9 protein-coding genes are annotated in these 12,792 nt (G+C 40.3%); 8 read left to right on the forward strand and 1 reads right to left on the reverse strand.

Annotated features, from left to right (window positions below; genetic code table 11):
* Positions 1–23: 23 nt before the first annotated feature.
* Positions 24–710 carry a potassium channel family protein gene (locus DWW10_RS04655; RefSeq protein ID WP_022393353.1) on the forward strand — a complete coding sequence of 229 codons (687 nt, stop codon included), beginning with the start codon at positions 24–26 and terminating at the stop codon, positions 708–710.
* On the opposite strand, the gene DWW10_RS04660 is transcribed toward DWW10_RS04655, so the two are convergent.
* Positions 711–1,079, reverse strand: a complete 369-nt coding sequence (locus tag DWW10_RS04660) for a winged helix-turn-helix transcriptional regulator (RefSeq protein WP_022393352.1) — start codon at positions 1,077–1,079, stop codon at positions 711–713.
* Positions 1,080–1,474: 395 nt separating this feature from the next.
* Between DWW10_RS04660 and DWW10_RS04665 the strand changes: the two genes are divergently transcribed.
* The 7 genes from DWW10_RS04665 (at position 1,475) to DWW10_RS04695 (ending at position 12,770) form a co-directional block, all read left to right on the forward strand.
* Entirely contained in the window at positions 1,475–2,053 is a 579-nt protein-coding gene (locus DWW10_RS04665) for an RNA polymerase sigma-70 factor (protein ID WP_022393351.1), read from the forward strand.
* A gap of 49 nt (positions 2,054–2,102) precedes the next feature.
* Entirely contained in the window at positions 2,103–3,044 is a 942-nt protein-coding gene (locus DWW10_RS04670) for a FecR family protein (RefSeq protein WP_022393350.1), read from the forward strand.
* A gap of 153 nt (positions 3,045–3,197) precedes the next feature.
* Complete coding sequence (locus DWW10_RS04675; protein ID WP_022393349.1) at positions 3,198–6,581, forward strand: TonB-dependent receptor; 3,384 nt, start codon at positions 3,198–3,200, stop codon at positions 6,579–6,581.
* A 15-nt stretch (positions 6,582–6,596) separates the two neighbouring features.
* Positions 6,597–8,294 carry a RagB/SusD family nutrient uptake outer membrane protein gene (locus DWW10_RS04680; protein WP_022393348.1) on the forward strand — a complete coding sequence of 566 codons (1,698 nt, stop codon included), beginning with the start codon at positions 6,597–6,599 and terminating at the stop codon, positions 8,292–8,294.
* A gap of 33 nt (positions 8,295–8,327) precedes the next feature.
* Positions 8,328–8,786 (forward strand): DUF5018-related domain-containing protein, encoded by a 459-nt coding sequence (locus DWW10_RS04685; protein WP_022393347.1) that lies wholly within the window; start codon positions 8,328–8,330, stop codon positions 8,784–8,786.
* 120 nt (positions 8,787–8,906) lie between these two features.
* Positions 8,907–10,409: a putative Ig domain-containing protein gene (locus DWW10_RS04690; protein WP_022393346.1), complete on the forward strand. Its 1,503-nt coding sequence runs from the start codon at positions 8,907–8,909 to the stop codon at positions 10,407–10,409.
* Between the two features lie 36 nt (positions 10,410–10,445).
* Entirely contained in the window at positions 10,446–12,770 is a 2,325-nt protein-coding gene (locus DWW10_RS04695; protein WP_022393345.1) for a glycoside hydrolase family 20 protein, read from the forward strand.
* Positions 12,771–12,792 lie beyond the last annotated feature (22 nt).

A 12,792-nucleotide genomic window follows, 5' to 3' on the forward strand; every position in this document is an offset into this window, starting at 1 on the left:
TAATTAGTAGTAAAATAAATAGTATGAAGTATATTATTATCGGTTTAGGAAATTACGGACACATGCTTGCCGAGGAATTGTCGGCATTGGGGCACGAGGTGATTGGTGCGGATGTGAGTGCAAGCCGCGTAGATAGTATAAAAGAGAAAATAGCTACAGCTTTTGTATTGGATGCAACTGACGAGCAGGCGCTTGCTGTTCTTCCTTTAAGTGGAGTGGATGTGGTAGTAGTGGCTATTGGTGAGAATTTTGGCGCTTCCATTCGTGTAGTGGCTTTGCTGAAACAACAGAAAGTGGAGCATATCTATGCGCGGGCTATTGATAATGTCCATCGTTCCGTACTTGAGGCTTTTGATTTGGAACGGATTTTAACTCCGGAGGAAGATGCTGCTCGTGGTTTGGTACATCTGTTGGAATTTGGTGCCAATATGGAAACATTCAGGGTGGACTCAAATTACTATGTAGTGAAATTTACTGTGCCGGAAAAAATGATAGGATACTATGCCAATGAATTGAATCTGGATAAAGAATTTGGTTTGAAGTTATTAGCATTGAAGCGTGCCAAGACTTTAAAGAACTGTCTGGGCATCTCATTTACAGAACATGATGTGATGAATGAATTACCTGAAAATGATCAAGTACAAGCTGGTGACGAACTGGTTTGTTACGGACGGTACAAGGACTTCCAGAAGTTTTGGAAAGCGATGTAACTACGCTTTCCTATAGGATTTTCTGTCATCTAATATATCATTCATATTTTCTTGTGCCCACAATATCAAGGAATTGATATGGGGCAATAAAGACATGGCTCTGTCTGTAAGTGAGTATTCCACTTTCGGAGGAACCTGTGCATAAATTTGTCTCTTCACGAGTCCATCTTCTTCCAGAGTGCGTAGAGTGACCGTCAGCATCTTTTGTGATATATCCGGTATTGTCTTTTGTAATTCATTGAATCGCATGACGGGTGCCTGTGTTAGTGTGAAAAGTGTCAGTATCGACCATTTATCACTGATTCGTGATAGTATCATTCGGATAGGACAATCGATATAAGAGCTATTTTGTATATCTATTCTATTCATATCTTGCTGATTTATAAAACACTCTACAAAAGTAACTAATATGCCAATTATATGCAAATATACACCTGTGATTCTTTTATTACTTTTCCTTGCATGAGCATACGATTTGATATAGTGAATTGAAAACAGCTTTACTCTGAATTTGGTTGATAATAAACTAAATTTAGAATAAGGCTGTTTTATGTATTATATTAAAATGATTTTTATTAAATCTTTTGGTTGGATAAAATTATTATGCTACCTTCGCATTTGGAATATTTTAAACAGTATTCAATGTTAACCTTGGGCATAGACTTTCATTAGGTTCGTACTCGAGCACTAAATTAAAGATACACAGTTGGTAAAAGCTTGTGCAATAAGTAGAGATTCAGATCCAGACCTTTATAAATTATGATATGTATATAAAGACTAACACGGAAGAAACGACATCTTTCAATCAGCTATATAAAGATTACCAAACATCGTTTGTCAACTTTGCTTACACCTATGTCCGTGATTGGAATGTAGCGGAAGACATTACAGCAGAAGCTATTATCTATTATTGGGAAAATCGGAATTCTCTTTCCGGTGTTGCCAATATTCCAGCATATATACTTACTGCTATAAAACATAGGAGCCTCAATTATCTCCGGCATTTACAGATACATGAAGAATGCTCTGAAGTAATCAAGAAATATCATGAATGGGAACTCAATACACGCATTGCTTCATTGGAGGCTTGCGAACCCTATGAACTGCTTGCCAAAGAGGTACAGGAGCTTATTCAGAAAACTTTGGATGAATTGCCGGAGCGTACCCGTAAGATATTTATAATGAGCCGCTACGAAAACAAATCTTATAAAGAAATTGCTGCGCTAATGAACATGACTACTAAAGGAGTTGATTTTCATATTAGCAAGGCATTAAAGCTGTTCCAGACTAATCTAAAAGACTATTATCCAATATTTCTTTTATTTTTTGCAAAATTCCACTAGGAATTATTATCCATGAAGTGCCTTATATACAAAGGGAAGGTATTTTAATATGGATAGAGAATTGCTTTATAATTTTTTTAAAGGTAATGCTACTTTAGAAGAGGGCATGAAAATAAAAGCTTGGGTAGAGGCGTCGGAAGAGAATGAACGTACTTTTTATAAAGAACGTGAGCTTTTCAATACCCTTTTATTGCACAATCCGCTTCCTGAGAAAAAATCCTCTGTATTTAAACTTTCTATTTTTAAAAAGATAAAGTCAGACGGACTGAAAATTGCTGTTGTCGTTATTCTGACATTGGCATTCAGCTATTTGTATCAAGGATATAAAAACCGTCGGGCTGATGTCATTATGAGTACGATATCTGTTCCTGAGGGGCAGCGTACTCATCTCACATTACCTGATGGAACCACTGTTTGGCTGAATGCTCGGACTACGATACAGTATCCTTCTTCTTTTAATAAGAAAAAGCGCGTGGTCATACTGCAAGGTGAAGCTTACTTTGACGTAAAGAGGAATGAAGATAAGCCATTTGTGGTACAGACCAGTGTCTGTGATGTAGAAGTTTTAGGAACAAAATTTAATGTGAATGCATATCCTGAACTGAAGAAGTTTGAAGCTACCCTTATGCATGGTAGCGTGAAAGTTATTCCGAAAGCTAATCCTTCACAGGTTGTCATTTTGAAGCCTGAACATAAATTGTCACTGGAAAATGGAAAACTCAACATTACAAGAGTGGAAAATTTCGATCCCTATCGTTGGAAAGAAGGGCTTATTTGCTTTACGGATGAATCATTTCTTAATATAATGAAAGATTTTGAAAAATATTACGGGGTAAAGATAGTGATGGAGAATGAAAAAGTAGGTGAGTCTCACTTTACGGGAAAATTCAGGCTATCGGATGGTATTGATTATGCTCTTCGGATTTTGCAGGGAAACCTAAAATTCCAGTATGAGAAGGACAATGAAAAACAAATAATCCATATAAGATAAAATATCAGTATTAACCCTTAAAACAATGAATGCCTATGATGAATGACCTATGTTAACCTAAAAATGCCGATAAGTGTTCCTGCACCTACCGGCATCGAAATCAACACAATTTTCCTGAAAAAACTGTATTAACTTAAAAATCTATACAAAGGTATGAAAAATAACACTTTGTCGGGGGGATATTATCCTAAAAATCCCCGAATAAAACATTTTTTTAGAATTATGAGAATCACTTTATTCTTGTTGGTGGCATGTGTCTTTTCTGCATATGCCGGGAATTCATATTCCCAGAACACGAAGGTCAGCCTTGATGTGAGTAATGTCAAGTTGAACAAAGTATTGGATGCAATAGAGAGCCAAACAGATTACCTCTTTATATATAATAGTCAAATAAACATAAATAAGCTGGTGAGTATCAAAGCACACGAACAGGCAGTTTCAAAGGTATTAGATAAAATATTGAGGGACACTGGTATCAAATACAAATTGGAGGGCTCCCATATTATTTTGGAAAGAAAAGAGGTACGCGATACCCCCGCTGCTATTTCGCAACAGCAAACAAAAAAAATTAGCGGAACCGTTGTCGATAAGACAGGAGAGACTATTATTGGAGCGAATGTTAAAGTACAAGGTACTGACAGAGGTACAATTACTGATATTGATGGTAATTTTAGTTTGGATATTTCTCCAAAAGAGGTCCTTATTATCTCGTTTATAGGATATCAGGAGAAGAAAATAACAATTGATAATCAGACTCATATCAATGTAACTCTGGAAGAAGATAGTAAACTGCTGGATGAGGTAATAGTCATTGGCTATGGTACTACTTCTACACGCAAAATGGCGTCTGCCGTAACAGCCGTGAAAGGGGAAAAGTTGCAGGATCTTCCCTTCAGTAGTGTAACCGCTTCTTTGGCTGGGCGTGCTACGGGAGTCATTGTTGAATCGTCTGGTGGCGAACCAGGTTCCACACCTTCTATCTCTATTCGTGGTGGTGGTGCACCGATCTATGTAATTGACGGCGTTATTTCCGATTCATGGGATTTTAATACACTGAATCCTAATGATATTGAAAGTTTATCTATATTGAAAGATGCGGCATCTCTGGCTGTTTATGGTTCGCGTGCTGCCAATGGTATCGTAATGGTGAAAACCAAACAGGGCGGAAAGGGTAAGACTGCTGTTACTTATACGTTTAATGCAGAATTTAGTCAACCGACCAAATTATTGGAGAAAACTCGTTCTTATGACTATGCTTACAATCAGAGAGCGGCAGCCCTAAATGATGGCATTGCAGAAGAGAATATTACTTTTACTCCGGAAATATTGGAGATTATCAAAAATCAGACTGATCCTTATACATATGCTAATACTGACTGGTTAGGAGAAGGACTCAAAAATTTTGCTCCCCAATATAAGCACACGCTTTCTTTGAGTGGAAGCGGAGAGAAAGTTAATTATTACCTTTCTTTGGGGATGCTAGACCAAGGAAGTATTTATACTTCGAACGCATTGAATTATAACCGTTATACGGTTCGCAGTAATGTAAACACCACTTTTGACAAAATAGGTTTAAAAGTAACTCTGAACCTGAATGGTGCATATGAAAAGAAAGAATATCCTTCATTTTCTGCTGCGAAAATATGGGAAAATCTTTATAATCAATCGCCTCTTAATCCGGCTTATAATCCAGATGGCACCTATGCAGCTGTTACCGACCATCCGTTAGTACAAATGGACGACCGCTCCGGTTATGATAGGAATTATGGTAAGTTTATCAATACACAGGTGGCGGCAGACTGGACTTTACCTTGGATGAAGGAAGTGATTATCGGTGCTATGTTTAATTATCGTCTGAATGACTCTCATACCAAGAAGTTTAGTACTAAAGCTCCCCAATATTATCAGGACGGCACTATTTATCCGATTGGTAATCCGACATTGGATGAAGCCGGTTACTGGGGAGACTCCTACAACTTTGAGTTGAGTGCCGCTTATGTAAAGACATTTGCGGAGAAACATACTGTGGATGCAAAATTCGTGTATACGGTTTCTGAAAATAACGGGTGGAATATGAGTGCTTACAGAGGAGAATACTTATCAACGGTAGTCGACCAGTTATTTGCCGGTGCTGCAGATACGCAGCAGAATAGTGGTAACTCGGAAGAAGGTGGGCGTATGGGATTCGTTGGTCGTTTGAAGTACGATTATCTGAATCGCTATATTGTGGAGGGAAGTTTCCGTTACGACGGTTCGGACAACTTTGCGCCGGGACACCGTTGGGGATTTTTCCCTTCGGGCGCTATAGCATGGGCTGTAAGTGAAGAACCTTTCTTTAAGGAATGGAATCAGCATGTGATTGATTTGATTAAGATACGTGCTTCTTATGGGCAGACCGGTACAGAAGCTGGTGTTAATCGCTTTGGCTATCTTTCCACTTATAATATGGATGAAAAGAAGATTGTAATCGGAGGTAAACTGCAATCTGGATTTAGTGAAGGAGAACTGGTTTCTCCTGAATTGTTGAGTTGGTATCAGGTTAATTCCCTAAACTACGGATTAGATATGGCTTTCTTCAAGAATCGCTTAAAAGGAACTTTCGATTATTTCTATTATGTGACTAAAGGTGGTCTGATGAGTCCGGGCGATCGCTATGTTACTCCATTAGGAAAGAAGTTACCACAAATTAAGTCGGAAAGTGAACAACGTCGTGAAGGTGTGGAACTGACCATGCGCTGGTCGGATACAACTCCGCGCAAATTCTCTTATGAAGTAGGATTTAATATGACTTATTTCAATACCCTTTGGAAGGTGAAATCTGATGAAGCCTTGACTTCATTGATGAATCCATATAAACGTCAGACTAATCAAACTGATTATTATGGTATTGGTTATCTGGATACGGGGTTATACCAATATATAGAAGATATTCTGAATTCACCGCGCAGATTGGCTTCCAACCAGACTAAATTGGGAGATATAGGTTATGTAGATGTCAATGGCGATGGCAAAATTGATGGTGAAGACCAGGTACGCATCGGTATGCCGACAAAACCTCATTTTACGTATGGCATTGATTTTTCTTTCAGTTATGAAGGTTTTAATTTGTCAGGTCTGTTCTACGGTACTGGCGAACGTTACATGACGCTTGGAGACCGCTACCAGAAAGGCGAAAGTAAATATCTTTATTACCAGAATCAGTTGAACTATTGGAGACCGGATAATACGAATGCTGACTTCCCGAGAATTTCTGTAAGTTCCGGTGCAAATGGGAGCAACAATCAGGTCAGTTCTACTTATTGGATGAGAGATGGATCTTATATCCGGTTAAAGAATTTGCAGTTGAGTTATGATTTTAAATACAAACTTCTGAAAAAATGTGACTGGTTGCAGATGTGCCGCGTGAATCTGAGTGGTAGTAACTTGTTTACAATCTCTGGAATAAGCAAGTTTTTCGATCCGGAAACTTCATCTACCAGTGGTGACGGATATCCTGTACAGCGGGTTTATGCAATAGGTTTAACGATTGGCTTTTAATGAGGAGGAACGAATATGAAAAAATTGAAGAATATAGTAATAATGATAATCCTTGCTGTGGCTGCTTTTGCGTGTACAGATGTACTGGATAAAGGCCCACTGGACAAATACTCGGAAAACGATGTATGGAAGAGTACTGACCTTACCCAGGCATTTATCTATACTGCATTGAAAAATGCCACTGATATGATGATTTGGAAGGATAACTGGACCGACAATGAGGCTATTCTGGAAGATGGGCGTAATATTAATTTTGAATTGATAGACCGTTATCATGATGCGGGGTGGAATGTATATGGGGACATCCGTCGTTGCAACATGGTATTGACCCGTGTGCCGGATGCACCTTTCACAGAAGTTGAAAAAGCAAATTTCATAGCCCAGGCAAAGACGATACGTGCCATGATTTACTTCACACGTGCCCGCCTATTCGGTAAACTGATGCTGGTAAAAGATTTGATTGATACGGATGCTGATATGACTTTTTCACGTACAACAACTATAAAAGAGACCTATGACTTCATTATAAAGGATCTTCAGGAAGCTGTTTCCGATCTGCATGTAGATGAACCTACAGGTGCCGTTAGTCGTGGAGTGGGCTATGCATTATTGGGAGAAGTTGCATTGCATGGTGCTGCCTATATCGAAAACGGTCAAGATGATTACTATAAAATAGCAGCGAAAGCATGTGAAGACTTGTTTGCATTGAATAAGTATTCTTTGGACAAAGACTATGCAGGAATGTTCAATAACTATGACCATTCGTTATCTTCAAGTGAAATCATTCTGGCACAATGGAGAAGTCAGGAGAATACAACTTTCTCGGATACATGGATGCAAAGATTAGTTCCCAATATCGACCCAAGTAAACTGACTCATGAAACACAGGAAAAATATCCTTTGGTAGAGGAATGTGCAGGGTGGCCTCAGAGGTTCCCTTCTGTTAGTCTGGTGAATGATTATCTGGTGATTGATGAAGACGGACAAGCCAAAGAATGGGATCAGACTTCTTATTATAAAGATTTCCTAACTAATGGAGGAACAGTGAATGATGCCATCTATAAGAATCGTGACAAACGTTTCTATGCTTCTATTATTTATGACGGGTGTTCTTACTTTGCCAATACAGTATGGCTCCGTGAAGGTGGAAATCTTTATTATTCTTCCAAATCTACGGAAGTTTGGGGAATGCCGGTGTCGGGATATGTTTACCGGAAATGTGTTTATGAAGCCAAGCGTTTGTTGAATTCGGAAAAGACCGGATACCATTATACATTGTTACGTTTGGGCCGTTCGTATCTGAACTATGCCGAAGTCAAATTGCGTCAAGGAGATAAAGAAAAAGCTATCGAATATATCAATAAGACGCGGGTGGATCATGGTGGTTTGCCGGAACTGTCGAAGTCCATATCATTGGAAGAAGCATGGAAAGAATATAAACGTGAACGTCGTGTGGATTTAGTAAGTGAGGGCGACCGTTATTGGACTGTACTCCGTTGGGGAAAGGCAGAGGGGCTGGAAGTTGTTCCGGAATTAACCGTTACGCAGAAATTCATGAAGATAGCTCCTGACGGGAAATCTTTCGAAATAACAGAGCTTCCGATTTATGTAAGTGATAATGAACGTACTTTTACCTCAAAACGCTATTTGTTCCCAGTTCCACAGGGAGAGCGTGACCAGAATTCTAATTTGGACCAGAATGAAGGCTGGTAAAAGATAAAGTAAACCTTTTAAAATATTACGAATATGAAGAAATTTATAAATATAATTCTGCTGATATTCCTGATGGGTGCAGTTTCTTCGTGCTTGAAGTCAGGATTGGACGAGTTGCCCACTTATGAGGATGCTGAAATAACCAACTTGAATTTTGAATATCGTTGGTGGGATGAGACTAATAATCAGATGGCTGTTAAGACACTTACTATCGAAAAAAACATATCAACCGATGATAACCTGATTACTTGCAAACTGACAGTTCCCGATGCAAGCGGTAGTTTTACTGATGCTATCCGGCAGGGAGTTTCGTTAAGTAATCTGATAGGTTATATGGATCTTTCTACTGCAGCCAGAATCAAACCATTGAATGGAGCACCTAAACTGGGAGAACCCGCTGACTTTTCTGCTAAGGAATTCAGGTATCAGGTGACAGCCGCTAATGGTACAAAAAGAGAGTGGACAATAAAGATTACAGATTTTGTGAAATGAGAGTAACTGTATAAAGTTGCTCAATTTGATGTTTGAAATGGGGAGGGAAGATATTTGGAAAGAATATCTTCCTTCATCTTTTATTTCATTATATTAGTAACCCGAAATGATAGAATTATTATGAATAAACTATATTTTGTTGCAATATTCCTTTTGGGGATATTATCTATGATAGGTATGTCTGTATCTGCTGAAAATGCTACCCAAAAAGTTTTTCAGGGATCTCCCGTTATAAATTCTCCGGTAATTGTGGGGAATTATCCTTCCACACCTTTCCTCTTTTATATTCCTACTTCCGGTGAGCGCCCCATGAAATGGAGTGCCGTGAAACTGCCCAAAGGCTTGAATTTGGATACCGAGACTGGTATCATCAGCGGAACGGTAACTGCGAAGGGAGATTATACAGTTACCCTTAAAGCAAAAAACACACAAGGCGTTTGCGAGAGAAAACTTATCATACGCATTGGCGATGAGTTGCTGCTGACTCCTCCTATGGGATGGAACAGTTGGAACACTTTCGGACGTCATCTTACCGAAGAACTGGTGTTACAAACGGCAGATGCAATGATAGCGAATGGAATGCGTGATTTAGGATATTCCTATATCAATATCGACGATTTCTGGCAATTGCCGGAACGAGGTATTGACGGGCATTTGCAGATTGACAGGACAAAATTCCCACGCGGGATAAAATATGTGGCCGATTATCTGCATGAACGGGGATTCAAATTGGGCATTTACTCGGATGCGGCCGATAGAACCTGTGGCGGTGTGTGTGGTAGTTATGGATATGAAGAGGTGGATGCGAAAGATTTTGCTTCCTGGGGCGTGGATTTACTGAAGTATGACTATTGCAATGCACCTGCCGGAAGGGTAGAGGCTATGGAGAGGTACGCGAAGATGGGAAAAGCCTTGCGGGCTACGAACCGTTCCATCGTGTTTTCAATTTGTGAGTGGGGGCAACGTGAACCCTGGAAGTGGGCAAAGCAGGTGGGAGGACAACTGTGGAGAGTCTCCGGGGACATTGGTGATGTTTGGTACCGGGATGCTAACCATATAGGAGGGTTGCGTGGTATTTTGAACATTCTTGAAATCAATGCTCCATTGGGTGAATATGCCGGTCCTGCGGGTTGGAATGATCCGGATATGCTGGTAGTCGGCATTGGCGGAAAAAGTATGAGTATCGGTTATGAGTCTGAAGGATGCAATCAGGAACAATATAACTCCCATTTCATCTTGTGGTGTATGATGGCTTCTCCGTTGCTTTGCGGGAATGATGTGAGGAATATGAATGACAGCACCCTGCATGTTTTGCTGGATGCTGGTCTGATTGCTATCAATCAAGACGTGCTGGGTAGGCAGGCTGAACGCAGTATCCGTTCGGATTATTATGATATTTGGGTGAAACCGTTGGCTGACGGACGCAAGGCTATAGCTTGCTTCAACCGAATGAGTTCACCACAAACCGTAGTTTTGAATGATAAAACAGTGGCGGGTTTGGCATTTGAACAGATATATTCCTTGGATAACCGTTTGATGCAGAATAACGGCGATTCGAAGGAGTTGATCGTGAAACTGGCTCCTTATCAATGCAAAGCTTATATCTTTGGTAAAACAAAATAGAAGAAATTATTTTATAAACACAAATCTGATCCATTTATGAAAGCACTATTTAAACTTGTCGGTTTACTGGCTATGGCAGGAATTTGGAGTTCCTGTGGTAACAACAAGGAAATAGCTAATTATCAGGTAATTCCTTTACCTCAAGAGGTGACAATGACCTCCGACGGAGAGTTCGCTATAAATAATGGGACTCAAATTCTTTATCCCGAGAATAATGAGAAAATGCAACGTAATGCTCAGTTCCTTGCTGGCTATCTAAAAGAGGCTACAGGTACTGATTATGTCGTTGAAGCTGGAGTTGAAGGTAAAGGAAACATTCTTCTCTGTTTGGGGCTGGAGGGCGAAAGGCCTGAAGCCTATCGGTTGGGTGTCACATCCGAAGGAATAACGATCACCGGTGCGAGCGAAGCCGGTGTATTTTATGGTATCCAGACATTGCGTAAATCCATTACTCCGGTTAAGAACAGTACTCCTGTTCTGGCTTCTGTAGACATAAAAGATTATCCACGTTTCAGTTATCGTGGGGTTCATTTGGATGTAAGCCGTCACTTCTTTGCAATAGATGAAGTGAAAAGCTTCATCGATATGATGGCACTTCATAATATGAATCGCTTGCACTGGCACTTAAGCGATGATCAGGGATGGCGTTTGGAAATAAAGAAGTATCCATTGTTGACGGAAATAGGTTCTAAACGTAAAGAAACTGTTATCGGACGAAACTCTGGTGAGTATGATGGTAAGCCTTACGGTGGATTTTATACCCAAGAACAGGCTCGTGAGATTGTAGCCTATGCAGCTGAACGCTATATCACTGTCATTCCCGAAATAGACCTTCCGGGACATATGCAAGCTGCATTGGCAGCTTATCCCAATCTGGGATGTACCGGTGGTCCGTATGAAGTGTGGACACAGTGGGGGGTATCGGATAATGTACTTTGTGCCGGAACCGATAGTGTGTTGACTTTCATTGATGACGTATTGTCTGAAGTGATGGATATTTTCCCATCGCAGTATATACATGTAGGGGGAGATGAATGTCCGAAAGCCAAATGGGTGACTTGTCCCAAATGTCAGGCACGTATCAAAACTCTGGGAATCAAAAGTGATGCTCGACACAGCAAGGAAGAATATTTGCAAAGCTTTATTATTAACCACGCTGAAAAATTTGTGAATAGCCATGGACGCCGCATTATCGGTTGGGATGAAATTTTGGAAGGCGGACTGGCTCCGGACGCTACTGTCATGTCATGGAGAGGTGAAGGAGGCGGTATTGAAGCTGCCCGGCAGAAACATGATGTTATCATGACCCCGAACACCTATCTTTATTTTGATTATTATCAGACGAAAGATACTGAGAATGAGCCGCTGGCTATCGGAGGGTATCTGCCGATTGAACGTGTCTATAGTTACGAACCAATGCCGGCGTCATTGACTTCTGAGGAGCAAAAATATATAATTGGTGTACAAGCTAATCATTGGGCGGAATATATACCTACTTATTCGCAGTTACAATATATGGCATTACCACGCTGGGCCGCTCTGGCGGAAGTGCAATGGACCAATCCGGAGAAGAAAAACTATGAAGACTTTCTCAGTCGTTTGCCACGTCTGATTAATATTTATGCACTTGAGGGCTATAATTATGCGACCCATGTATTCGATGTGAAGGCTGACTTCGTAGCAAATTCTGCTGATGGTACGGTTGATGTGGTAATGACAACCATTGATCATGCCCCAATTCATTACACACTCGACGGAACGGAACCGACAGTTGCTTCTCCTGTTGCCGATAGCATTCTCGTCATAAAGCAAAGCTGTACACTTAATGCGCTTGCTATCCGAACTACAGGAAATAGCCGTATGCTTACTGAAAAAATAGCCTTTAGTAAATCTACTTCCAAGCCAACCAAAGCAAATCAACCGATAAACAGACAGTATCAATTTAATGGAGTTACCACTTTGACGGATGGATTGAAAGGAAATGGTAACTATAAAACCGGAAGATGGATTGCTTTCTACCGCAATGACATGGATGTGACAATAGATTTGCAACAACCTACGGAAATATCTACCGTATCCTTTACAACTTGCGTAGAAAAAGGAGACTGGGTATTTGATGCGCGCGGATTTACAGTAGAAGTATCTGATGATGGGGAGAATTTTACGAAGGTGGCTTCCGAAGAATATCCTGTCATGAAAGCGGATGATCGTAATGGTTTATATGAACATAAGCTGACGTTTACCCCGGTCAAGACGCGCTATGTACGGGTAATGGTTCCTTCAGAAAAGTCCATTCCTCAGTGGCATGGTGGAAGAGGTAATCCGGCTTTCTTGTTTGTAGATGAAATAACGATTGACTGAGAAAGAGAAGCATATGAGAATA

Source organism: Bacteroides intestinalis, from assembly GCF_003464595.1.
GTDB lineage: Bacteria > Bacteroidota > Bacteroidia > Bacteroidales > Bacteroidaceae > Bacteroides > Bacteroides intestinalis_A.